This window comes from Coprobacter fastidiosus, assembly GCF_982245605.1.
This window is the reverse complement of sequence record NZ_CEVCIF010000029.1, coordinates 21,984-48,215: the sequence shown is the minus strand read 5'-3', so window position 1 is coordinate 48,215 and position 26,232 is coordinate 21,984. Positions and strand designations below refer to the sequence as shown.

The 26,232-nt window shown below is 38.2% G+C and carries 13 protein-coding genes; 11 read left to right on the top strand and 2 right to left on the bottom strand.

Annotation, left to right across the window (positions count from 1 at the left end; genetic code table 11):
• Window positions 1-73 precede the first annotated feature (73 nt).
• Entirely contained in the window at window positions 74-1,303 is a 1,230-nt protein-coding gene (serB, locus tag AC0UMU_RS08750) for a phosphoserine phosphatase SerB (RefSeq protein WP_022390750.1), read from the bottom strand.
• 326 nt (window positions 1,304-1,629) lie between these two features.
• On the opposite strand from serB, the gene AC0UMU_RS08745 reads away from it, so the two are divergent.
• Window positions 1,630-2,127, top strand: coding sequence for a peroxiredoxin family protein (locus tag AC0UMU_RS08745; protein ID WP_122337431.1), 498 nt, complete (start codon window positions 1,630-1,632; stop codon window positions 2,125-2,127).
• A 58-nt stretch (window positions 2,128-2,185) separates the two neighbouring features.
• Here the strand turns inward: AC0UMU_RS08745 and AC0UMU_RS08740 are convergent, their stop codons facing one another.
• Complete coding sequence (locus tag AC0UMU_RS08740; RefSeq protein WP_122303827.1) at window positions 2,186-3,076, bottom strand: AraC family transcriptional regulator; 891 nt, start codon at window positions 3,074-3,076, stop codon at window positions 2,186-2,188.
• Between the two features lie 219 nt (window positions 3,077-3,295).
• Between AC0UMU_RS08740 and AC0UMU_RS08735 the strand changes: the two genes are divergently transcribed.
• The 10 genes from AC0UMU_RS08735 (at window position 3,296) to AC0UMU_RS08690 (ending at window position 26,227) form a co-directional block, all read left to right on the top strand.
• Window positions 3,296-4,681, top strand: a complete 1,386-nt coding sequence (locus tag AC0UMU_RS08735; protein ID WP_022390747.1) for a sugar porter family MFS transporter — start codon at window positions 3,296-3,298, stop codon at window positions 4,679-4,681.
• 11 nt (window positions 4,682-4,692) lie between these two features.
• Window positions 4,693-8,034: a DUF5107 domain-containing protein gene (locus AC0UMU_RS08730; protein ID WP_022390746.1), complete on the top strand. Its 3,342-nt coding sequence runs from the start codon at window positions 4,693-4,695 to the stop codon at window positions 8,032-8,034.
• A gap of 209 nt (window positions 8,035-8,243) precedes the next feature.
• Window positions 8,244-11,045, top strand: a complete 2,802-nt coding sequence (locus tag AC0UMU_RS08725) for a DUF8487 domain-containing protein (RefSeq protein ID WP_009316672.1) — start codon at window positions 8,244-8,246, stop codon at window positions 11,043-11,045.
• A gap of 191 nt (window positions 11,046-11,236) precedes the next feature.
• On the top strand, window positions 11,237-13,042 hold the full coding sequence (locus tag AC0UMU_RS08720) for an ELWxxDGT repeat protein (protein WP_278715989.1): 1,806 nt from the start codon (window positions 11,237-11,239) through the stop codon (window positions 13,040-13,042).
• 153 nt (window positions 13,043-13,195) lie between these two features.
• Entirely contained in the window at window positions 13,196-16,354 is a 3,159-nt protein-coding gene (locus AC0UMU_RS08715; protein ID WP_278715987.1) for a SusC/RagA family TonB-linked outer membrane protein, read from the top strand.
• Between the two features lie 12 nt (window positions 16,355-16,366).
• The gene (locus tag AC0UMU_RS08710) at window positions 16,367-18,106 is read left to right on the top strand and encodes a RagB/SusD family nutrient uptake outer membrane protein (protein WP_288641248.1); all 1,740 of its coding nucleotides are present in this window, start codon (window positions 16,367-16,369) and stop codon (window positions 18,104-18,106) included.
• Between the two features lie 16 nt (window positions 18,107-18,122).
• Entirely contained in the window at window positions 18,123-19,208 is a 1,086-nt protein-coding gene (locus AC0UMU_RS08705; RefSeq protein ID WP_270738026.1) for a hypothetical protein, read from the top strand.
• Window positions 19,209-19,296: 88 nt separating this feature from the next.
• Window positions 19,297-22,470 (top strand): glycoside hydrolase, encoded by a 3,174-nt coding sequence (locus AC0UMU_RS08700; protein ID WP_270738024.1) that lies wholly within the window; start codon window positions 19,297-19,299, stop codon window positions 22,468-22,470.
• A 95-nt stretch (window positions 22,471-22,565) separates the two neighbouring features.
• On the top strand, window positions 22,566-23,438 hold the full coding sequence (locus AC0UMU_RS08695) for an endonuclease/exonuclease/phosphatase family protein (RefSeq protein ID WP_473979913.1): 873 nt from the start codon (window positions 22,566-22,568) through the stop codon (window positions 23,436-23,438).
• Between the two features lie 35 nt (window positions 23,439-23,473).
• Entirely contained in the window at window positions 23,474-26,227 is a 2,754-nt protein-coding gene (locus tag AC0UMU_RS08690; protein ID WP_288641243.1) for a DUF8487 domain-containing protein, read from the top strand.
• Window positions 26,228-26,232: the final 5 nt, after the last annotated feature.

Here is a 26,232-nt window from a genome sequence, read left to right as displayed (position 1 = left end):
TAACAAAGGGAAAAAGAGGATGTATCAAATCTTCTCAATTTTGATACACCCTCTTGGATTTGAGTTTTTTGATTTATATCTTATTGTCTCCGATATAGGAATCTTTGAAACCTAAGAAATAAAGTACACCATCGAGACCTATTGTTGAGATAGACTGGGAAGCGTTTTCTTTTACTTTCGGTTTGGCATGATAAGCTATTCCCAAGCCAGCTATATTGAGCATGGGCAGGTCATTGGCACCGTCACCGACAGCGATGGTCTGAGCAATATCCACGTTTTCTACTTGTGCGATGAGACGTAATAGTTCAGCTTTACGTTTTCCGTCAACAATATCGCCGATGTGTTTTCCTGTTAACTTACCGTTCTCTATTTCCAATTCGTTTGCATACACATAATCTATTCCGTATTTCTTTTTCAGGTAATTTCCGAAATAGGTGAATCCTCCCGAAAGGATCGCAATTTTGAATCCTGCTGTTTTAAGAACCTGCATCATACGATCTACGCCTTCCGTTATAGGAAGATTTTGAGCAATATCTTCCATTACAGAAACATCGAGTCCCTTTAATAAAGCCACTCTTCGTTCAAAACTTTCGGAAAAATCGATTTCTCCACGCATGGCAGATTCGGTAATTGCTTTTACTTCATCACCGACTCCGGCACGTATTGCCAATTCGTCGATTACTTCTGTTTCGATGAGAGTAGAATCCATATCAAAACATATAAGACGGCGGCAACGGCGAAACATATCGTCTTGTTGAAAAGATATATCCATACCTAATTCCGAAGATAATTGCATAAAATTCGATTGCATTGAAGATTTATCTCTCGGAGTTCCTCTGACCGAAAGTTCTATACATGATTTTGGCTTACGAGCTGATTCGTCCAGAGGAATTCTTCCGGTAAGCCGTTGAATGGCATCGATGTTTAATCCCTGTTCTGCGACGACACGAGTCACTTCTCCGATTTGTCGGGCAGTAATTTGTCGGCTTAGGATCGTGATGATATATCGGTTTTTTCCTTGGAGGCTTACCCAACTGTTATATTCACTTTCACTAATCGGAGAAAATTTGATATTTATTTCCAATTCATAAGCCTTGAATAACAGATCTTTCATTATTTCTCCTGAATTATCATCAGTCGTTTTAAAGAGAATACCCAAGGATAAGGTGTGGTGAATGTCTGCTTGTCCGATGTCGAGAATCGTAGCGTTATAACGTGCTAATATTCGTGTTAGAGCTGATGTTACTCCCGGTTTATCACCTCCGGAGATATTGATCAATATGATTTCGGTCTTTTGGCTCATAAAATTGTATCTTATAAATATGGGCTGCAAAGATAATTAAAATACTGTTATGTATTTTTTGTAGCTTAAAAAGATATGCATATTTCAGTAATGAAGAAAATAAAACAATGTTATAATACTATTTTGTTTAGGTTGTATTGTTAAAAAATATAAATATTTTTGGGCTGTTTTTCAGAAAAAATGCATCTTTGCACTCGTTTTCTAAATCTCTGTCAGGGAAAAGGCGTTTTCGAGATAGTAGATTTACCGCTGAAAATCAGTGGGGCTTGCAGAATTCTGACGAGATGTCGCAACTGCAGGTTTAGTATGAATTATAAAACTTCAGTATGAAGAAAGTAAAGTCAATCTTTGCGTTATTTGTATTGTTTTTGATGTTTTCAGCTAGTAATAATCGGTTTCCTAAAACCGGATTGTTTGTCGGAGAAAAAGCTCCGAACTTTCAAATGACTGATTCCACCGCCGGGACTTTCGATTTGAGAGATCTGAAGGGCAAATATGTTGTGCTTAATTTTTGGGCTAGCTATGATGCTTCGTCGCGCATTTCAAATATAAGAATGCGGCAGGAGATCGAAAAATTGAATCATCAGAATCTTTCGTTTGTTTCGGTTTCGTATGACCCGAGCAGAGTCATTTTTGAAGAAACCGTCAAATTAGACGAGTTGGATAGAAATACGCAATTCTATGACAAGGAAGGGGAGTCTTCAGATATTTATAAGGCTTTCCGTCTTAAAAAAGGTTTTGGAAATTATCTGTTAGATCAAAACGGGGTAATTATAGCCAAAAACTTTAGTCCTGAGAAGTTGACGGAATTGATAGGTCAATAATCCTTTATAAAAGAGATCGGATATTATTATCCGGTCTTTTTTCTTTATTAATCGGTATTTATCCTTTTTTCTGTTCCCTGTATTTGCTTGGTGACATTCCCATGACTTGTGTAAAAATCCGGGTAAAATAGAATGCATCCTCAAATCCGAATTTGTGACATATTTGATTTATTTTCATATCTGTGAAGTCGAGATAGTGACATGCTTCTTGAATACGTAAATGTGTGAAATATCGAAGTGGCGAATATCCGGTCTTTTTTTGGAATATAGATGATAAATGAGAAGATGATAATCCGGCATGAGTTGCTAAGTCTGATAATGTAATCTTTTTTTCTATATTTTCTCTCATATAGTGAATAATATCTTCGATAATGTCCATTTGTTTGTTTTGGGGTTGTGCACTTTCCCTATATTCTCCCAAAAATTTCATAGATCCGAGAAAATAGAATAAGCTTGTAATTGCATAATAGAAATTATTTTTGCTATATCCTTTGCTTAATGTATAAAATATTTCTTCGAAAAGACGGAGACGCTCTTCAATACGAGAGTCGGAGTTGGGAGTGATGTTTGTCGGTTTGTCAAATCCGTTTGCAAAGAATGATGCTTTTTCTCCGTTGAAATGTATCCAATAAATAGTCCATGGGTCTTTAAGGTCGCTTCCGTATGAATGTGCTGTATTTTTAGGTAAGATAAAAAATTGGTTCGATTGTACCGAGTATTTATTCCCGTTTATGCTGAACCATCCGTGACCTTCAACACAATAAATCAATATAAATTGTTCCGCTTCTTCTTTTGTGCGTTCACGGTAATGATATGACGCTTGTGGATAATAACCTATGTCGGTAATATGCAACTCTTTCCCTAAAACATCTTGAGCGATGCTATCGACAACTGCGGAAGGCAGAACTATAGCTCTTTCTCCTTTGAATCCGCTTTTTATTTTAGCCATAAGTTATGTGATTTAAGATACACTTTCGCAAATATATTGATAATTTTAATTTGTAACAAGCATGTATTCATTATTTTAAGGGCTGTATATTGTATAATATATATTCATATAAAATTGATAAACAGAATAAAATTATCCATGTAAATAACATTTTTCTCTATGTTGTAGCTAAAAAAAAAGCGTTCTCTTTGTATTGTTAAAATTTAATACTGAAAACCGATGAATGCACATAGTAAATTTTTTCTGTTTTTTATAGCCCTGGCTTCTGCAATGGGAGGTTTTCTGTTCGGATACGATTGGGTTGTTATCGGAGGTGCTAAACCTTTTTATGAACAATTTTTCGAGATTGCCGATAATCCGTATATGCAGGGGTGGGCAATGAGCAGTGCCTTGATAGGCTGTCTTGTCGGAGCTTTAATAGCGGGGAAATTTAGTGACCGTTTCGGTCGTAAACCGATTTTGATTTTAGCCGCAGCTCTTTTTATTTGTACTTCTTTGGGTACAGGCTTGTGTAATAGTTTTACTATGTTTAATGTATTCAGGCTTATCGGAGGTTTTGCCATAGGAATTGCGTCCAGCCTTTCTCCTATGTATATAGCAGAAATTTCTCCGTCAGACGTGAGGGGACGTTTTGTATCGATAAATCAGTTGACAATAGTGTTGGGTATATTAGCCTCTCAAGTGGTAAATTGGTTGATTGCCGAACCTGTTGCCGAAGATGCTACGGGTGAAATGATTCGGTTGTCATGGAATGGCCAATGGGGGTGGCGTTGGATGTTTTTAGCCATGATTGTTCCGGCAGCTTTGTTTTTTATAGTTGGGTTCTTTTTACCCGAAAGTCCTCGTTGGTTAGCTACGGTAGGGCGCAGAGATGCAGCTTTACAGGTTTTTGATAGGATTGGAGGGCGAGAGTATGCTCTTGCGGAGATGCGTGAGATAGAACATACTGTACCGGCAGAACCGCAGGGCGGATTTAAGACATTGCTGTCTCCGTCTTTACGTAATGTATTGGTAATAGGTATTGTATTGGCTATGTTTCAGCAATGGTGCGGTATAAATGTGATATTTAATTATGCGCAAGAGATATTTATGGCTGCCGGATACGGAGTTTCTGATGTATTGATGAATATCGTAATAACAGGAATAACAAATGTCGTCTTTACCGTTTTAGCCATGTTTGTAGTTGATAAATGGGGACGGAAAAAACTGATGATGCTGGGAGCATTTGCATTGACCGTAATTTATGCGTTTATGGGTGCTGCATACTATTTTCATGTATCCGGACTTCCGCTGCTGATTATCGTTGTGCTGGCAATTGCATGTTATGCAATGACATTAGCTCCCGTTATGTGGGTTATCATTTCTGAAATATTTCCCAACAGAGTGAGAGGTGTTGCTATGTCTGTCGCTACATTCGCTTTATGGGCAGCATGTTTTATTCTTACTTATACATTCCCTATTTTGAATCATAGTTTAGGCGCTTACGGGACATTTTGGTTTTATGGTTTGATTTGTTTGGCCGGAGGAATTTTTGTTACGATAAAACTACCAGAAACAAAAGGCAAAAGTTTAGAAGATATAGAAAAAGAATTGGTTAAAAAATAACACTATAAAGTATGGAAAAAATTACAGAATACCTGACCCGTTGTGAGGTTGGGGAAGGACAGGTACGTGCTTGGGAAGAAGATATTATGCTTCCTACGTATGGTATAGGAAAAGAAGAAAAAAATCCTATTTTTTTAGAAAAAAGAGTATATCAAGGGAGTTGCGGATCTGTGTATCCATATCCCGTAGTTGAGAAAATAGAGGATGTAAAGTTTGAGAAAAAATACAAGGCTCTATTCCTTGAAAACGAATATATCAAGATGATGGTTTTACCAGAGCTCGGAGGTCGTGTGCAAATGGCCTACGATAAAATCAAGAAACGTCATTTTGTATATTACAATCAGGTTATAAAACCTGCTCTTGTGGGACTTACCGGTCCTTGGATTTCAGGTGGTATAGAATTTAATTGGCCACAACATCATCGTCCTTCAACATTTTTGCCTACAGATTATTCTATCGAAGAAAACCCTGATGGAAGTAAAACCATTTGGTGTAATGAAGTAGAACGGATGTTCCGAACGAAAGGGATGCATGGTTTTACTCTTTATCCCGGAAAGGCGTATATCGAAATAAAAGCTAAAGTTTATAATCGGACATCTTTCCCCCAAACATTTCTTTGGTGGGCTAATCCGGCAGTTGTGGTGAATGAACACTATCATTCGGTTTTCCCGCCTGATGTAAACGCTGTTTTCGATCATGGAAAGAGAGCCGTCTCGAGTTTCCCTATTGCTACCGGTGTGTATTATAAACAAGATTATTCTTCTGGTGTAGATATTTCGAAATATAAAAATATTCCGGTTCCGACTTCATATATGGCGATTCGGTCGAAGTTTGACTTTGTCGGAGGGTATGAGGAAGATAAAAAAGGGGGATTGCTGCATGTTGCCGATCATCATGTTTCTCCTGGAAAAAAGCAATGGACATGGGGGAATGGAGATTTCGGTGTTGCATGGGATCGTAATCTCACAGACGAAGATGGCCCTTATATTGAATTGATGACAGGCGTATATACCGATAATCAGCCTGATTTTACATGGTTGCAACCGTATGAAGAAAAATCTTGGGTTCAGTATTTTATGCCTTATGCAGAGGTCGGATATGTCAAGAATGCTACAAAAGATCTGATTTTGAATGTTGACGTACAAGGGAATAATACTAAATTGATATTGTACGCTACGGGAAAACAACCGAAAGTGCGTGTTTTGGTGAAGGATGTAAGCGGTAAAATATTGTTTGACAATACAGTGAATGTATCACCGGCAGAACCTTTCTGTGTCGAGTTCCCTTCAAACGGGGTGCTTGCGGAAAATATGATTACGGATATATACGGTCAGGATGGAAAATTATTGCTTACCTATAAAGCCGATAAGGAAGAAATAAAGCCATTGCCGAATCCGGCAGAGGCAGCAAAAGATCCTAAAGAAATAGCTTCTATCGAACAGCTTTTCTTGACCGGGTTGCATTTGGAACAATACCGTCATGCTACCTATAATCCGATGGATTATTATGAAGAAGCGCTAAGTCGGGAACCGGGAGATGTCCGCTGTAATAATGCTATGGGACTTTTATGGATGAGAAAGGGTGAATTTGCTAAAGCCGAAGCTCATTTTCGTACTGCAATAAAAACTCTTACACAACGTAATCCTAATCCGTACGATGGAGAGCCCTATTTCAATTTAGGTTGGAGTTGTCGTATGCAGGGAAAGATAGACGAGGCTTATGATGCGTTTTATAAGGCTGCATGGAATGCCGCATGGCAAGATGCTTCTTATTTTGAAATAGCCCGAATAGAAACCATTCGGGGAGAATATGAGAAGGCTCTCGAATCTGTTGAAAAGTCATTAACACGCAATTGGCACCATCACAAAGCTCGTCAGTTAAAGTGTTCACTTCTCCGTAAGATGAAATACAATGAAAAAGCAGTAGCTTTTGCTGACGCTTCTTTAGAAATCGATTCTTTCAATATGGGATGTCGCTATGAACGTTATTTGGCATCCGGAGAAAATTCTGATTTGGAAAAATTGAAAGAGTTGATGCGAGACTGGTCTCACGGGTACATTGAATATGCTTTGGATTTTGTTGCAGGAGGGTTATATGAGGAGGCTGCAGGCTTGCTCGGATTATATCTTCAGGATGTCGAAAAAGTATATCCTATCATTTATTACTTATTGGGTTATATATGCATGAAGCAAAGTAATCCTTCTTTGGCACAAGAATATTTTGTTAAAGCAGAAAAATGCGATTCGGCATATTGTTTCCCTAACAGAATAGAAGAAGTCTTGATTTTGCAAGAAGCCGTCCGGCAAAATCCTTCCGATGCAAAATCCTTTTATTATTTAGGAAATTTTTGGTATGCTTCCCGGCGCTATGAGAATGCTGTATCTTGTTGGGAGCAGTCGGCAACAATTGATCCTGAATTTCCGACAGTATGGCGGAACCTTTCGTTAGCATATTATAATAAATGTAATAATCGAGAAAAGGCGGTTGCTGCTTTAGAAAAAGCTTTTGCTTTAGACAATACGGATGCACGTATATTGATGGAACTCGACCAGCTTTATAAGAAACTGGGACGTTCATATGCCGAACGGTTGACTTTCCTTGAGAAACATGTCGCGTTGGTCGAATCCCGTGATGATTTGGCTTTGGAACGCATCACTTTATATAATCAGTTAGGACGTTATTCCGAAGCAAAAGCTTTGCTTGCGGCTCGTAAGTTCCACCCGTGGGAAGGCGGTGAGGGAAAAGTGACAGGACAATATGTTTTGTGTCACGTAGAACTGGCAAAAGAAGCAATTTCTGCAGGACGGTTTGAAGAGGCTTTGGATTTGTTGAATAAAACAGAATCGTATCCGTACAATTTGGGAGAAGGAAAACTCGCCGGAGCAGAGGAAAATGATATCTATTATTATAAAGGATTGTGTTATCGTGAGCTCGGTAAAGAGAGCGAAGCTTTAGGTTGTTTTCATAAGGCGACAGTCGGATCTTCTGAACCTGCACAAGCATTCTTCTATAATGATCAACAACCTGATAAAATATTCTATCAAGGATTGGCATGGCGAGCTTTAGGTGATGAGAAAAAGGCTCGGAGCCGCTTTAATAAGCTGATCAAACATGGTGAGAAGCATCTTTTCGATAATTGTAAGATAGATTATTTTGCTGTTTCATTACCTGATTTGGCAATTTGGGAAGAAGATCTGAATAAGCGAAATCTCCTTCATTGCAACTATGTAATGGGATTAGGACATTTAGGTTTAGGGAACTTGGTGAAAGCAAGATCATTCTTGGAGGAAGTTCGGAAATTAGATGTAAATCACCAAGGAGGACAAATACATTTGAATATGTGCAATAAGTAGAAAGATTGTTTGATAAAATTATATCCTTGTGTTAAAGGTGGAAACAAAAAGATTGATATTATCTTTTTTTGTTTATTTTTCCTCTCAAATATTTGTCTTTATTTGAAGGAGAATCCACCTTTGGCAAGATATAATAGATAGGCGTGTTTTATATAATAAAGTATATTATATTTATAAATACCGGATTTGTACTATTTTAGGCTTATTTTATGAAAAGAAATATTTTGTTTTTGCTTCTGATATTATTCGGGCTTATTCCGGAGGGTTTTTCTCAGGAATATGTATTGGATTTAAGTGGGACATGGCAATTCGCTATGGACAGTAAGGATGTCGGTGAACAGGAGTGCTGGTTTGAAAGATCTTTGGAAGATGTTATTCTGTTGCCCGGTACGACCGATTTGGCAGGGAAGGGTATTCCGAATGAACTCTCTCCGGCTTTGGAAAAGCCTCAAATGTTACACTTGACTCGTCGTCATTCTTATGTAGGTCCGGCGTGGTATAGCCGGGAGATTGAGATTCCTGCATCGTGGAAAGGTCGGAACGTTTCTCTCTATTTGGAACGTGTTATGTGGCAATCTAAAGTTTGGATAGATGGGGTTGCTTTGGAGGGGGTACAAGAGAGCCTGACTACACCGCATCGTTTCGATTTACCATCAGATATTCGTCCTGGGAAACACCGGTTGACGATCAGGATTGATAATCGCAAACAGTATGATATTTCGGTTAAAGATTTGGCGCATGCTTATACCAATGATACTCAGATTATGTGGAATGGTGTATTGGGACGTCTGGAACTTCGTGCGGAAAATCAAATCTCTGTTGAGGATGTTCAGCTTTATCCGAATGTATCTCAGAAAAAAGTGCGATGTGTGGTAACTGTGTCGAATTTTGGAAAGAAAGAAAAACAAGGAACTCTTTCATTTAATCCGAAAATATTAACAGATGGAAGAGCATTGTCGTCACAGCTATTGACTACATCTTTTCGTCCCGGGAAAAATACTATAACGTATGATTATGATATGGGCGAAAATACTGTTTTATGGAATGAATTTTCTCCGGTTTGTTATCAGATGGATGTCATTTTGACACAAGGGAAAAAAACTTCTGCTTTTTCAGCTCGGTTCGGAATGCGTAATTTATCGACGTCGGGTTCTGTATTGATGAATAACGGCGACCGCATTTATTTAAGAGGAACATTGGAATGTTGTATTTTTCCTTTAACAGGTACACCTCCTACTGATAAGGAAGGCTGGAACAAAGTATTTAGTGTTGCAAAAGCATACGGTTTGAATCATTTGCGTTTCCATTCGTGGTGTCCTCCTCAGGCAGCGTTTGAGGTAGCAGATGATATGGGCTTTTATTTGCAGGTAGAGTTGCCTTTATGGTCTTTGACCGTTGGTAAGGATACGACAACCAACAGATTTCTTCATGAAGAGGCTGATAGAATATTAAAGGAATATGGTAACCATCCTTCGTTTTGTTTAATGAGTGTCGGAAATGAATTGCAACCAGACTTTGACTTTTTGAATAATTTACGTTCTTATATGAAGTCAAAAGACAATCGCCACTTATATACGACTACTACGTTTACTTTTGAAAAAGGTCATGGTGATTGGCCGGAAACCGGTGATGATTTTTTTGTGACTCAATGGACGAAAAAAGGTTGGGTTAGAGGACAGGGTATTTTTAACGACGAATCTCCTTGTTTTAATAAAGATTATACTTCTGCCGTTGACGGGATGAATGTTCCACTTATTTCTCATGAGATAGGACAGTATGCCGTGTATCCTAATTTGAAAGAGATTGAAAAATATAAAGGTGTACTTGATCCTTTGAATTTTAAGGCGGTAAGGGCTGATTTGCAAGAAAAAGGATTGTTGTCTAAAGCCGATGATTATTTGAACGCTTCGGGAAAATTGGCTGCTATATTGTATAAAGAGGAGATTGAACGGGCTCTGAAAACACCCGGATTCTCAGGTTTTCAATTGCTCGATTTGCACGATTTCCCCGGACAAGGAACTGCTTTAGTCGGTTTGTTAGATGCATTTTGGGATTCTAAGGGGATTGTTGCTGCTGAAGATTTTCGTAATTTTTGTTCTCCGGTTGTTCCTTTAACTCGTTTCCCGAAAGCAGTTTATACGAATAACGAGTTATTCGAGGCGACAGTGGAAATTGCTAATTATGCTGCTTCAGATATTGACAATAAAAAAATTTTGTGGAATTTATTTGGTCCGGGTAGAAAATCTGTTGCATCAGGATATTTTGATGCAGCACACATTGAAAAGGGTAAAAATTCTGTTATAGGAAAGATTTCAGCGTCTTTAAATCAGGTTACGGTTGCGACTTGTCTTACTTTGGAAGTGGCTGTAGCGGAAACGCCTTACAAGAATAGCTGGTCGGTATGGGTGTATCCCGAAAATGTAGCTATAAATGCGGGAGATGTTTGCGTGACAGATAATTTGGAAAAAGCTCTTTCAGAGTTGTCAAAGGGTCGGAAAGTGCTGCTTTCACCTCCTGTTGGCGCATTAAAGGGTATAGAAGGCAAGTTTGTTCCGGTTTTTTGGAGTCCGATTCATTTTCCGAAACAAGCGGGAAGTATGGGGATTTTGTGTGATTCCGGACATTCGGCTTTGTCGGATTTTCCAACCGAAAATCATACCGACTGGCAATGGTGGCATTTGCTGAAAAACTCTAAAACGTTAGTCGTCGACTCTATAGCTCCAGTGTCTGCGATAGTAGAACATGTCGATAATTTTGCGAACAACAGGCGATTGCTTTCGGTCTTTGAGGCTACTTGCAATGGCGGTAAGTTGTTGTTTTCTTCTATGGACATTCTTTCGGAAAAAAATCAGAAATATCCGGAAATCCGTCAGTTGCTTTACAGCCTTTTGAATTATATGAATTCAGAAACTTTCAAACCTTGTTCAGAACTTCCTAAAGAAGATCTTAATAAGTTGGTAGATAATGAAATACATGAAGTGAAATCGAGTAGTGCGACTTCTATATATTGAAAACATTTTTGATAAAACCTGAAGAAATGGATAGACCGAAAATTTGTCCATGTGCTTTGTGAAATTGTCCATTTTTTTATGCTTTTTATAGTCGTATTTTCGTGATGTAAACTTAAAAATCGGTAGTTATTTATCTTTAAATAATCATTGCCGATCTTATCAGATATTTTTTAATTATAAATTTTTGAGCCATGAAACATTGTTATCTAAAACGAAATCTAAAATTTTTTACAGGATGCATGTGTGCTTGGGCAATGTTCGCCCCTATGACAGCACAAGTTTTGCCGGATGGAATAACCCGTTTGACACCGGAAGGTTTAGAGTTGGGTAGTGTTATGTCTGTTGCCAATCCATTGGGCCCTAAAGAACATGCCGTGAGAACAGAGAATTTTCTCTTTTTTGCCGGCAAGGATGCTGATCATGGCAGCGAGTTGTGGTACACAGACTTGACACCGGAAGGTACGAAGTTATTTATGGATATTATTCCGGGATCTGAGAGTTCAGAACCGAGCGGATTGAAATGGGTGAACGGAAAATTGTTCTTTACGGCAGAAACCGCTGAATACGGACGGGAACTTTGGGTCTCAGACGGAACAGTAGAGGGGACGAAAATGGTAAAAGATATTTATCCGGGAAATATCGGTTCTCAACCGGGAAATATGGTTATTCTTGGGGATAAAGTTCTTTTTACAGCGAGGGATGAAGAAAGTGAGATGATGCCTGTTGTAGATCCTGAAACTCCTGAGAGTTGGATTTGGATATCCGATGGTACAGAAGAAGGAACAGTGCGTATCGCAAGCATTCCGATGAGGAGTTATTTTGAGGTAATGGGCGATAAGGCTTTTTTCGCAGGAGTTGATCTTGAGCATAACGAAGAATTGTGGATTACCGATGGAACACCTGAAGGAACAAAGTTACTGAAAGATATTAATAACAGACCGAGTGATGATGGTACATTCGGAACCGGTCCGGCAGGGATTGGAGCATTGCGTAATATCAATGATAAGATGGTGATTTTTCGTGCTGAAACGGTAGCGGAACAAGTCGGTCAGGATTACGGGAGTGAAATTTGGTATAGCGATGGAACTCCTGAGGGGACTAAGTGGTTGGGATTCGATTTCGCCAAGGGAGAAGTTGGAGGTCTACCTGCGGCTACGGAATTTGCTTACCCGATAGCAATTGGTGATACAATTTATTTCCGAGCAAAGGACGGTATTCATGGTTGTGAGCCTTGTTTCTGGGATTTGACCAAGCCTATCGAAGATGGAGTAAATCCTCGTATGATTTATGATATTAATCATTGGGGTGGAAATGTTGCTTTGGATTCTTGGGGGTCGAATGCTGATTTCTTTGTATATCAAGGATATTTGATGATTCAGGCCAACGGAGGATATTATATGCCGGGAGATGTTAACCAATATGCTTCGGGATATAGTTTGTGGTTGGCTCCTACCGCTACTTTGGATACTTGTATTTATCAGCGTCAGTTCTGGGGTACAGATATTGCTGCCGGAAGTTTGGCTGATAATTGCTCAAACTTCAGAGAAGTAAGCGGCAAACTGTTTTTTAAAGCACAAGATGAGAACAACAATAATGAATTATGGGTGATCGACGGTATTGAAAATGCACCTTTTAAAGTTGTCGATTTACCGGATAACGGTTCTCCTACGGGATTTTATAATATTAATAATAATCTGTATTTCGGCTCTTCATCAACGAAAGCTCTTTACAAATATGATTTGGGAGGAACCAGTGCTATAGAAGATCCTGCAACGGTGGCTGTTAAGGTGACGGTTTACCCTAATCCTGCAACCGAAAGAATTTTCATCACGACACATCAGGATATAAAAACCGTACAAATTTATGATCTTTCGGGAGCACAGGTGTTGGAGACGGCAGCCGATAATATTGATGTTTCGGCTCTTAACGGAATCTATTTTGTAAAAGTTGTATTAGCTGACGGACATCAAGTTGTAGAAAAGATTGTGGTTAAATAAATTGGGAGATATGGGACTGTGTGAAAATAACAGTCCCATATTCTTAAAGGAATTAGAAAAGGTTTAAAAAGGTATTGATAATAATTTAATGTAAAATCCTGTAGAAACGGATTTTCTCTGGACTATTTTTTATAACATAAATAAGTTTTAAGCATGTTAAGCCATAGAAAAATAAAGGCTTTGTTGTTATTGTTCATGATTATGCTTGTTATGCCTGTTTATTCTCAGGTGATTACGGGTAAAGTGATAGATGCGAACAACAAAGAGCCGATTATCGGCGCTTCGATACAGGTGAAAGGAACAAGTATCGGAACAATGAGTGATCTGGACGGTCAATTTAAAATTACCGTGAAGGATAAAAATGCTTCTTTGCAGGTCTCTTATGTTGGGTATAAGACCGTTGTACAGCCTTTGAACGGGAAGACTTCTATTACGATTACTTTACAGGAATCGACTCAAGAGTTGGATCAGGTCGTGGTTATCGGTTATGGAGTACAGAAAAAAAGCGATTTGACAGGGGCTATTGCTTCTGTGGACGCAGATGAGATAGCTAAATTACCGGCAACGAATGTCATGCATGCTATTCAGGGAAAGGCTGCAGGAGTTGAGATTGTACAGAATTCCGGAGCTCCGGGTGCCAGTTCTACGGTTCGTATTCGAGGTATGGGTACGATCAATAATTCCGACCCTTTATATGTGGTTGACGGAATACCGATGGATAATATCGATTATTTGTCTCCGGATGATATAGAATCTATCGAAATTTTAAAAGATGCATCTTCTGCGGCTATTTACGGTTCTCGTGCTGCGAACGGTGTAGTGCTCGTTGTTACTAAATCGGGTAAAAACAGCCAGAAAATCTTAAATGTGAATTTTAATGCTTATCTGGGATGGCAGGAGTCATGGAAAGATCCCGGACTAATGGACAAACAGGATTTTGCTTATTATTCCGACTTTGTGAATAATCTGAATATTGTTACGGATTATGATGCGGCTACAGGCCAGATGAAGGTAAAGCCGGAAACTCAAGAGTTGATAGATAAAGGGGTTGATTGGTGGGATGAATTGTCTCGTAGTGCGTTAATGCAGAAATACAATATCTCATTGTATGGAGGTAATGATAAATTGAATTATTATGTCAGTGGTAATTTTCAGAATACGGACGGTATTATAAAAGAGTCGAATTATGAACGCAAATCTTTTAACGGAAAGATGAATGCTAAGTTACTGAAAAATCTGTCACTTGGTACAAATCTTACTTATGCACGAGAAGATCGCAGAGTTGTCGGAGAGGGAACTTGGGGTGTTATTAAGACAGCCATTAACTATAATCCGCTCACACCTATTTATGATCAAAACGAAAGTTATAATTGGACTACTCCGATCGAAAATCTTCGTCGTACGACTTATGATACCTATGTCAATACCTTTATCGGGCAAATAACATTGGATTGGGATATTGTGAAAGGATTAAAATATTCTACTCGTGCCAGTTATTCAAATTATGCCTCCGATCAGGAACAGTTTAACCGTTATAACGTAAATCCTGAAATTGTAGGAACTATAAAATATGATGTGAAACGTTATCCGACGACTACCGATAATATAAGTTGGGATAATATTTTGAATTATACGGCAAAATGGGGAGATCATGACTTTTCTGCAATGGTAGGTCATACGATGGAAACTTCAAAAATGAGTCGTACTTGGGCTCAGGGTACAGGATATGGGGGGTATAATGATGAATTCAATTCATTGAACTTTGCCCAATTTTCTCAATCGACGTCTGGATATACAACTTCTTGGACTGCTTTAGGGCTTTTGGGACGTATTAGCTATGACTATAAAGATCGCTACTTATTACAAGCGAATTTCCGTGCGGACGCTTCATCCAGATTTTCGAAAAAAAATCGTTGGGGATATTTTCCGAGTGTATCTGCCGGATGGAAGATTAATTCGGAATCATTTATGCAGAATGTAGATTGGATAAGCCTTTTGAAATTGCGTGCCGGTTGGGGGCAGTTGGGTAATAATCGTATTGGAAATAATGCTTATGCCACTTATGTCGGACAGCAATCGGCCACTTATATATATGGAGTGGGGATGCCTTCAATTAAACCGGGTATGAGTATATCTTCATACGGAAATTCCGATATTCTTTGGGAACGTACTCAATCGACCAGTGTCGGGCTTGATTTTAATGTTCTGGATAATCGTATCTCTACATCGGTCGATTATTTTATTAAGGATACACACGATATGTTGGTTGCTGTTCCTATTGTCTATTCGTCAGGGTACACTTCTACTCCGATGCAGAATGCCGGAAGCGTGAGAAATAAAGGGTGGGAAGTTCAGCTTTCTTATAAAGATCGTATAGGAGATTTTAATTTTGAATTGTCGGGAAATTTTACGAAAGTAAAAAATGAAGTGACTGCTTTAGGCGGAAATAATGATGCCATATATGGTGGAAATTTAGGCAGTCCCAATAATTTAGGATATGTTAATAAGACTGTAGTGGGAGCTCCTATCGGTTGCTTCTATGGATGGAAAACGGCCGGAATTATGACAGATGCAGATTTCAATGAAGACGGTTCTCCAAAAGTTCCTGTATTTTCATCCGGATCGACTTATACTCCCGGAGATATGAAATTTGTAGATGTGAATGGCGATGGTGTAATCGATGATAGCGATCGTACATTCATCGGGAATCCTAATCCGGATTTTTATTACGGATTTAATATCAACATGGAATATAAGGGATTTGATTTGTCGATGTTTTTCCAAGGTGTTGCCGGAAATGAGATTTATGATGTGACAAAATATTTCCGTTATTCAAATGTGGCTTACAATGGAGTATGGGAAAACTTAAATTATTTGAGTTATTCAAATGTGGCGAAAGATTATTTCGATAAAGTTTGGAGGCCGGTTCCCGATCCTGCTAATCCTTCTTATCGGGATCATTGGGGTGCTAATTTGAATGGGACAGTGCCGTTACCCAGTTCGGACGGAACTAAAAATGAAATGAATTTCAGAAATTCTGATTTTTATATACAAGACGGTTCATATTTGAGGTTAAAGAATATTCAATTAGGATATACTTTCCCTAAAAAATGGGTAAACAAATTGTCTGTGAGTAATTTAAGAGTTTATGCTTCTGCTACGAACCTATTTACTATCACTAGTTATGATGGTTTGGATCCGGAGGTCGGTAAAACTTCAGGTCAAGAAAGTAATAATCTTTATTTGGGTATCGATCAAGGAGTATATCCTCAAGCGCGCTCTTATATGTTTGGCGTAATTATTGATTTTTAAATAATTTCGAATATGAAAAAGTTGATATATATTCTTTTAGCAATGTACCCGTTGTTTTTTTCGTCGTGTGAGGACTATTTTGAGCCTGAACAGACCGGATTGGTAGAAGGGGACGTTTTTTATAAAGATTTGAATAATCTGCGTATCGGATTAAATTCGGTTTATAATCTGATGCAATCGCAACAGTATCAGTTGAGTGAAATTATTTTCGGTGAGGCCATGAGCGATAATTCTTGGAATAAGCAAGATGTCGAAGTTAATGAAATGGGGCAATTAGTTAATTTTCAGTTTAATACAGAAAATACGTATATCTTGCAACGTTATCAAATAAATTATCAGGGTATCAATAAAGCTAATCAGGTAATCAGATCGGCTCCCTATGTCGATTATCGGGCAAATGGTACGAGCGAAAAAGAGATACGTGAAGTTTTGGGACAGGCCAAATTGTTGAGAGCCCTTTTTTATTTTAATTTGGTGAAAACTTATGGCGGTGTATCGATACAGCCTGAAGATGTAGATTTGGGAAATATGGTAGTGCCCCGATCTTCTTTAGATGAGGTATATGCTTATATCGAAAAGGATTTGCGTGAAGCAATTCTGATTTTGCGTAGAGGTCGTTATCAGTTAACTGAGGCCGGACAGATTGGAGTCGGCGGAGCTTTAGGATTGCTGATGAAAGTATTGGTATATGAAGCATCGCCGGGCGTAAAGTTGACATCGGTGGATAAGGAGCAAAAATGGCAAGAGGCACGGGAGATTGGAGAATTTTTTATTGAAGGTAAAAATTTGACTTATAATCAAATACTGAAATTCGATGAAAATTATCCTAATGAGTCGTGGGAGTCTTTGGCAAAACGTTTGGTATTAGATCCTTCGGCTACCAAAGAGACTGTTTTTGCAGGACAAGATGTAGTAAGTATTCATCAATTGGATGAGTTCGATAAAATATTCCGGCTTGAGGGTGAGTTTTCTCCTGAATCGTTGATAGAAATAAATCATTATGATTATTCCGGCTCGGGAGTTTCGACAAATGAAAGTTGGCCGTGTGGAGGTTCTTTGATAAATTCGTTAGGAGGAACTTCTTCAACAATAGCTATTACACCGACAAATGATTTGAATAATCAATTTCAGAATGATCCTCGGAAATTGTTTACCATTACAGGACGTACGATCAGTGAATATTATAAACAAGAGGAGACATCTCCTCAAATCGGATGGTTTAATTATGGAGATGGGATGATTTTTGTTAAATATTATATATTCCGTAGCGAGGGTTCTACAAACGGACGAAATTATCGTGTAATGCGTTATCCGGAAGCATTATTGTTATTTGCCGAAGCATTAAATGAGACCGGCGATTCTCGTAAAGCAGTCGATTATGTGAATAAAATTCGCCAACGTGCTCGTAAATTGTTAGATCCGGATAATCCTAATTCTCAATATATATCGATTCCGGCAGCTAATTTTCAAGATGTCGCTTATGCTCCTTATGATGTTACGCGGGATGCTATCTTAAAAGAAAAACGAATAGAGATGGCAGGAGAGTTTGACCGTTGGTTTGAAATTGCACGTTTGGGTATTTTAAGCGAGAGAATGGCGTCTGTATATAAAAATGCTCCGGTAGAACAACCGTCTGGAAAAATCAGAGAGCGAGGAAAATATTTCAGAAAAGGAGTAAACGAAATATTTCCTATTCCTCAGGAAGAGATATCTATTTCCAATGGGGTAATCGAACAGAATTTTGGATATTAAAATGGAGAGTAGTGTTATGAAAAAGATAAGAGTTTTATTATATAGCTTATTGGCTGTTCTGATGCTCGTTTCGTGCGATGAAAACGGTTATCTCCGGGATTTATATGTAGCGCCTAAGGCTGCTTTTGAAATAGAAAAAGATACTTATGATGTCTTTGAATCGGTTCATTTTGTGAATAAGGGTTCCGGACAGTATTATGTCGTTTATCCGGGAGATGCAAATCATGTATATGGAAAGGAGGGAGATACCGGTTTTGCCGCAGCTTCGGATGGTACGTTTTCTTATTCTTATCAAGAGCCGGGAACTTTTAATGCTGTATGGGTCGCTTCTTCGATTAATGAAAATGGAGAGCGGGAATTTCAGGTTGACTCGGTAACTGTTAAAGTAGTTGCCTTAGACGGGGGATTGGATAACTTGAGAATAAATAATATATACCGAATGTCGGAATATGCAGGAACGGTATATTATACTTCGTATGGAGAATTTATCTCTTCGGATTCGTTAATCTGTCCGATATTGTTCGATGCGTGGAGAGATGCGACATTTAATTCGATTAAGGCAAAACAATTGGTTAATTTTGAGTTATCGTCGAGCTTGGCGGAAATGTATTGGATTGATCCTGTAGGGGAAGAAAAGAAAATCGTTTCTGGTTCTACAGCTTCGCGAATTGTCGAATTTGTTCAGGATGGTAAACTGAAAATACAAAATTTTAGAGTTATTACGGCATCCGGAGTCATTTCTAATTATTATGTAGCTCCGGTTATGATTCCTAAAATGACGAAATTTTCTATTAATGGGGTAGAGGGGACTATAACTCGTGATATTGCATATTATGACCGGTATAATATTACATTGCAATTAGCCGATGATATTGATTTAAGTAATGTGATTCCGGTTTTTGAGACGATGAACAATGATCCGAATTTGTTGGATGGAACAAATTGCCGTGTTACGATCGATGGTGTTGAACAAATATCGGGAGTTACTCCGGTCGATTTTTCACAAGGTGACGTTACTTATACGATCGATTATAATTTTATGGGGAATAGTAATCCCAAGCTGACTCAACAAGCTCTGGTGACTGTTTCTGTTTCGCATTAAATGATATTGTTGAGAAATAATGTCTTCGTTGTCTTCTGATAGAAGCTCGGAGACATTATTGTTTAATCTTAATATTAAAAAAAGAGCCATGAGAAGAATGTCTTTATTTGTTTGTCTATGTTTTCTTTTGCCTATATGTGCATGGTCGGTTAGCGATAATAAAGCAAAACAGATTGCAGATATAAATTTTGAGGAAGGTACAGCATCGGATAATTTAGGAAATGTTATTGCCGAAACATTAAATGGGGCTTCTGTAATATCTGATGATATACGGCAGGGAAAAGTGCTGAGTTTTGATGCTGATTTGAAAGGCTGCTTACAGTTGAAAGGGGATATATTGTCGGATGAAATGACCATCTCTTTTTTTGGTAAAAGAGAAGATATCGATCCCAATGCAAATTGGCGGATGTTTTTAGCACTGTATGCCGATGACGGAAGCAATATCTATTTAACTCCTAAAACAACATGGGGGAACGATAGTTATATCGTTATTGATAATAAGCCTTATTCAACTTATCGTTCGATCGCAGGAGAACCTTTAGAAAATAACCAGTGGTATCATTTTGCTCTTGTTTTCAAAGGAATTCAAGTAAAATATTATGTAAATGGAAAGTTGTCGGGAGAACTTGAAACGTTGCTGAATCTTTCGGATTTTAATATTTCAAAAATCTTTTTAGGATGTAATCCCGAGACAAGTTATTCGATGAGTGGGCGTATCGATAATATAAAAATATATCATACGGCTCTTACCGTTAACCAGATTGCAGCACTTGCTGAAGATAAAGAGTTGCCAGAGCCTTCTGTTTCTGAGGACGGGGAAATAGCTTATGCGCGGTTTTCTTTTGAAACAGGATTGGAAGATGACATGAAGAATATTGAAAGTTCGTCTTTAAACGTGGAACGAACAAAAAATAATGTAAGAGGATATGTAGCCGACATTAAAAGTGATAGCCGAATATCTTTGCAAATTGGCGATTTAATGAAAGAAGAGTTATCTTTTAGTTTTGTATATTTTAAAGATTTGTTTAAAGAGGAGGATGTCGGTAAGGTGTTAGTCCGTTTCCAAGGTCAAAATAATGATGAAGCTTTATTGCTTGTTTCACAAATTACTTCGGGGCAAGCCGTGTTTGAATTTAAGATTAGAGAAGACGGGGTTGTCCGAACTACTGGGAAAATGGCAACTGTTCCATTGTATTCCGGCAAATGGAACAGCATATCTTTGGTACAGGTTTTTAGTGCAGGAGGTAGTCCTTATTACCGAATATATTTGAATGGGGCTTTGGGAAAACAGATCGCAGGATATACGAATAAAGAAAACCCTTTTTCTCAGATCGATTTTGGTTGTGGAGAAAATACGTGTACCGGTCTTTTTGATGAGATAACTTTAGAAAAAAGTTCTCTTACTTCGGACGAAATTCGAGACTGGGATGCTGAATTCTGTGATTTTTCAGAATTTACGGTTTGTGTAGATCAGAAAAAGCAAACTATACGCAATTTTGGGGCATCAGATGGTTGGAGTACTCAATTTATAGGAAAATATTTTCCGGAAAATAAAAAAGAGCATTTAGCGGAGTTATTATTCAGTTGTGATACTTTATCGAATGGTACGCCTAAAGGTATAGGATTGTCTGCGTGGCGTTTTAATATAGGGGCAGGGACATCTGAGCAAGGAGCAGCCAGCCGTATTTCGGATGAAACACGTCGTACCGAATGTTTCTTGAATCCGGATATGACTACATATGATTGGACAAAACAAGCCGGACAGCAGTGGTTTTTGGAGAAAGCGGTAAAAACGTATAATGTGCCGGATATTATAGGTTGGCAAAATTCTCCCCCTGTCTATTATACAGTGAGAGGTTTGGGATTTCGGGAATACGGTGATGCGAAATCGACTATTTTGAAGAGAGAGCATTTCAATGATTTCGGGAAATTTTTAGCCGATGTTGTCTCCCATTTTAAAGAACAAGGAATTAATTTTAAATATATTAGTCCTTTGAATGAACCTCAATGGGAGTGGAATGCAACTTCTGACGGAGGAGTCGTATCGCAAGAAGGAACTCCTTGGACAAACCAAGAAGTTTCGGATGTAGTTAAAGCGATCGATGCTGAATTTGTAAAAAGGGGTATTGATACCAAGTTGTTTATTACAGAAGCTGGCTCTATAAATTATTTATTGAAAGAAAGTACGGGAGATTATGCAAATCAATTATATAATTTTTGGGATGATCGGTCTGATCTTAAGATAAAAGATCTTCCTTCGGTTTCATCTTATGTATCTTCTCATAGTTATTGGACAGATGCTTCTGCTACGGATATTGTAGAGAAGAGAAATGCGTTGCGAGATCAAATAGAAGAGACCGATCCTGAATTAGAGTATTGGCAAACTGAATATTCGTTGTTGGGAAATGGCTATAAGGCCATTCATAGCGGAGGTTCTTCCCGTACGTTATCTCCGATGGAATGCGGAATATCATTGGCTCGGATTATTCATAATGATTTAGTAGAGGCTGATTGTTCCGGTTGGCAATGGTGGACGACATTCGAAAAAGATGCAAGTAGTGGCAATGAAGAACGTTTTGCTCTAATTCGATATATTTTGAATAACCAGCAAACAGATGGTGTATACCGTCCTACAAAATTACTTTATGCTTTGGGAAATTTTTCTCGGTTTATCCGTCCGGGCATGAAACGGGTCGATGTAATGCGGTTGGATGGTCTCTCTGCCGCAGATGCAATTGCAAACCAAATGGTTTCGGCATATATCGATGAAATCAACCAGGAACTTGTAATTGTTGTGATAAATGCTTCGACACAATCCCGTTCGATACGTATGAATATATCCGGATTAAGTAATAATATGGGAATAACACACTTTACTCCCTATATTACGACTAATAATCTGAATGATGCTTTAAGACGAGGATCGGATATTGCTGTTACAGAGAATTATACGATGCCGGCGACATCAATTGTTACTTTTGTCGGTAAAATAAAGGATCTTTCCGATACCGGCATAATTGAATCTGTTAGCGATTCTCGGATTACTGTATATCCGAATCCTGCAAAAGATCAGGTTACCATCCGTTCGGAAGTTCCGGTCAATAAAATATCTTTAATTGATTTAAATGGTAAAATAATCTATTCTTCAAATCCGGATTCTGAGATAGCGGTATTACCATTAAATGGATTATATAAAGGTGTTTATGTGTTGAAATTAAATACTGGAGAAGAAACTGAAATTCAAAAATTGATTGTCAAATAAATCGTAAGATACTCTATTTCGTTTGGATAATTGTCCATTCTATTTGAGGAAGGGTATTTTTATTTTTGCTGATAACAAAAAGAAGAATTTTGTTTATGAAAAAGGTGCTGTATTTAATTTGCTTTTTGGTTTATTGTTTTGGACTTGAAGCCCACCAAATGAAAGTTGCTTCATATAATATTCGGTTTGCGAATCGTAATGATTCGATTAATGGCAATGGGTGGGGGCAGCGCTGTCCTGTTATTGCCGATTTAATCCGTTATCACGATTTTGATATATTCGGGACGCAAGAAGGAAAGTTTCATCAGGTAGAAGAGCTGAAAAACAAGTTGCGGGGGTATGATTATATTGGAGTAGGACGTGATGACGGGATGAAAAGGGGAGAGTTTACTGCTATTTATTATAAGACAGATAGCTTTGAACTTTTAGATGAAAGAAATTTTTGGCTTTCTTCTACTCCTGATTATCCCAGTTTGGGATGGGATGCCGATCAAGTGCGTTTGTGCACTTGGGGAAAGTTCAAGGATAAGCAGACAGGTTTTGTTTTTATGTTTTTTAATTTACACGCCGATCATGTCGGAGTAAAATCCAGAAATGAAAGCGCATCTTTAGTATTGCAAAAAATTAAGAAATCGGGAGGTAAATTGCCTGTTATCTTAACCGGTGATTTTAATGCGGATCAAAATAGTAGATGTTATATGACGATTGTGAATTCAAAAGTGTTATCGGATGCGTATGAATGTGCTGGTATACGTTATGCTGTAACGGGAACTTTTAATGCTTTTGATCCTAATAGGAAGACTATGACTCGTATTGATCATATATTTCTTTCGTCACATTTCCGGGTTGATCGGTATGGAATATTGACTGATACTTATCGGATTCCTGTGAAAAACATGGAAAATGTATTTCAGGCACGTAATCCGTCAGATCATTTTCCTGTAGTTGCAATTATTGAATATAAATAGTAAGGTAAATTGATATACCTTGAAAATGCACTCTTATGAAACGTTTAGTTTTTTTTCTTCCTTTTTTTCTGGTCGGACTTGCATTTCAGATGCAAGCCCAACCGGGATGTCATACAATTTCTTTAGATGGAATATGGTCATTTAAAGCAGATCCTCTCGGGATGGGTCTTCAAAGTAATGGATTGCAGATGTTTCCATCTCTTACCGAAACAATTACATTACCCGGTTCTACTGATGAGGCGGGTAAAGGGATTCGTACACAAGGACTCTCTTCTATACGACTAACAAGAATGTTTGAATATAAAGGTCCGGCATGGTATGAAAAAAAGGTCTTCATTCCGGAAGATTGGGCAGGGAAAGAGATTTCATTATTTCTTGAAAGAGTCCATTGGGAAACTAAATTATGGGTTAATGGAGCTTATGTCGGACGGGAAGAAAGTCTGTCTGTTCCCCATATTTATACATTAGGAAAATTTTTGAAACCCGGAGAGGTAAATACAATACGTTTACGTGTAAATAATGACCTGATTTATAATATTGAATATAGCCATGCCATTAGTGCCGAAACACAAACTAATTGGAACGGCATTATAGGAAAAATAGAACTAAGAGCTACGGACAAAGTATATATATCGGATGTGCAGGTCTATCCCGATATTAAGGGCAAAAAGGCTCGTTTGGAGGTGACTTTCAATAATAGCGATAAGTTATCGTTGAAAGGTGATTTGGAAATTATGGGAAAAACTGCGGATAATCTTTTTGATATTCCAAAGAAAAAAATTCCTGTGACCGGAAATGATTCGCTTATCTTTATGGAGATAGATTTACCTCTTGGAGATCAGATCAGGACATGGGATGAGTTTGATCCGAATCTTTATCTGTTAAATCTTTCTCTGAATGTTAAAGCAGATAAAGAATCTTATTTCGATACGAAACAGGTCAAATTCGGAATGCGTGAGGTGGGAGTGAAAGGTACTCGTTTTACGATGAACGGACGTGAAATATTTATACGGGGAACTGTTAACAGTGCCGAATTTCCATTGACCGGATATCCGGTTATGGATGAATCGGGATGGTTACATATCCTAAAGACCTGTAAAGATTACGGATTGAATTGTGTTCGTTTTCATTCATGGTGTCCTCCTGAAGCAGCATTCAAGGTTGCTGATAGTTTAGGAATTTATTTGCAAATAGAGAACTCTGATTGGCGGTTTACGGTAGGAGAAGATAAAGCTGTTAATGATTTTTTACGTCGTGAGGCAGACCGGATATTCAAAGAATACGGAAATCATCCTTCTTTTGTCTTTTTCTGTGAGGGAAATGAACTTTGCGGTTCGGGAGTAAAAGAATTTCTTTCAGAATCGGTAACTCATTGGAAACGAGATCCCAGACATCTTTATACAGGAAGTGCTGCATATCCTTATGTCCCTGAAAATCAATATAACGTTTTATATGGAGCACGCCCTCATAGATGGAAAGAGGGTTTAAAGAGTCGTTTTAATGTTGCTCCCTTGAATACTTTGTATGATTATTCGGAGTATGTAAAAAAATATCCGATACCGATGATTACACATGAAATAGGTCAATGGTGTGTTTATCCTAATTATGACGAGATAAAAAAATATACGGGAGTTCTTAAACCATATAATTATCAGATATTCAGGGAATCGTTGCGGGATCATCATATGCTGGATTTAGCTGAGGAGTTTACACGTGCATCCGGTAAATTTCATTTAATACAAAAAAAAGAAGAATTCGAATCTTATTATCGTACACCGGGTATGGCTGGATACCATTTGTTGCAATTGAATGATTTTCCGGGCCAAGGAACTTCACCTGTAGGTGTGGTCGATGTTTTTTGGGATCCGAAACCTTATGTTACTGCAGATGAATTTAAAAGCCTAGTTTCCCCTTGTCTTCCGTTATTGTTGACTTCTTCGTTTGTCTGGACAAATGATGCGATTTTTACCGGTGAGGCACGTATTGCGAATTTCGGAAAATCGGATATAAAGAAGGCTGTACTGAAATGGACGTTGAAATACCCTGATGGCAAGATATATGCTCAAGGAAAGCTCCCGGCAAAAGATATACCGATCGGTAGTCCGCATTCATTAGGTAAAATAAAAATTTCTCTGAAAGGAATCAAAAAAGCGGAACAGATGAAACTCATTTTTGATATTTCAGGAACTTCATATCGGAATCAATGGGATATATGGGTATATCCCTCTGTATTGCCGGAGGTGAATGTCCCTTCTGAGATAAAAATCGTAAATTCATGGAATACAGAAGTGAAAGAGTACTTGAAACAAGGAGGAAAAGTACTTTTACTTGCAGATACTGCAGATGTTCGTACTACGGTTTCATCGTGTTTCTCCGGGATTTCATGGAATGCTGTCTGGTCTGGTATGCCTCCTGAATTATTAGGTATTTTGTGTAATCCTTCGCACCCGTTATATGCATATTTCCCAACGGAGTTTCATTCTAATTGGCAGTGGTGGGATTTGGTTATTCCTTCTAAATTGATGAATCTTGATCATACACCTTCGACTTATAGGCCGTTGTTGCAGATGATTCCCGATTGGAATAAAAATAATAAGCTGGGGTTAGTCGCTGAAGCCAAAGTCGGGAAAGGAGAATTGTTGATCTGTACGATCGATTTGCTCCGGAATATGGATAAAAGACCAGTCGCACGGCAATTTTTATATAGTTTGAAGAAGTATGTAAGCAGTCCTGATTTTCATCCGGAAGAAGAACTGTCCGAACAGGCTGTCGATGTATTGTTTAATTAAATAGA

Excerpts from the sequence above, each read along its gene's own strand:
- serB (WP_022390750.1), bottom strand. The coding sequence starts at position 1,303 with ATGAGCCAAAAGACCGAAATCATATTGATCAATATCTCCGGAGGTGAT.
- AC0UMU_RS08745 (WP_122337431.1), top strand. The coding sequence starts at position 1,630 with ATGAAGAAAGTAAAGTCAATCTTTGCGTTATTTGTATTGTTTTTGATG.
- AC0UMU_RS08740 (WP_122303827.1), bottom strand. The coding sequence starts at position 3,076 with ATGGCTAAAATAAAAAGCGGATTCAAAGGAGAAAGAGCTATAGTTCTG.
- AC0UMU_RS08735 (WP_022390747.1), top strand. The coding sequence starts at position 3,296 with ATGAATGCACATAGTAAATTTTTTCTGTTTTTTATAGCCCTGGCTTCT.
- AC0UMU_RS08730 (WP_022390746.1), top strand. The coding sequence starts at position 4,693 with ATGGAAAAAATTACAGAATACCTGACCCGTTGTGAGGTTGGGGAAGGA.
- AC0UMU_RS08725 (WP_009316672.1), top strand. The coding sequence starts at position 8,244 with ATGAAAAGAAATATTTTGTTTTTGCTTCTGATATTATTCGGGCTTATT.
- AC0UMU_RS08720 (WP_278715989.1), top strand. The coding sequence starts at position 11,237 with ATGAAACATTGTTATCTAAAACGAAATCTAAAATTTTTTACAGGATGC.
- AC0UMU_RS08715 (WP_278715987.1), top strand. The coding sequence starts at position 13,196 with ATGTTAAGCCATAGAAAAATAAAGGCTTTGTTGTTATTGTTCATGATT.
- AC0UMU_RS08710 (WP_288641248.1), top strand. The coding sequence starts at position 16,367 with ATGAAAAAGTTGATATATATTCTTTTAGCAATGTACCCGTTGTTTTTT.
- AC0UMU_RS08705 (WP_270738026.1), top strand. The coding sequence starts at position 18,123 with ATGAAAAAGATAAGAGTTTTATTATATAGCTTATTGGCTGTTCTGATG.
- AC0UMU_RS08700 (WP_270738024.1), top strand. The coding sequence starts at position 19,297 with ATGAGAAGAATGTCTTTATTTGTTTGTCTATGTTTTCTTTTGCCTATA.
- AC0UMU_RS08695 (WP_473979913.1), top strand. The coding sequence starts at position 22,566 with ATGAAAAAGGTGCTGTATTTAATTTGCTTTTTGGTTTATTGTTTTGGA.
- AC0UMU_RS08690 (WP_288641243.1), top strand. The coding sequence starts at position 23,474 with ATGAAACGTTTAGTTTTTTTTCTTCCTTTTTTTCTGGTCGGACTTGCA.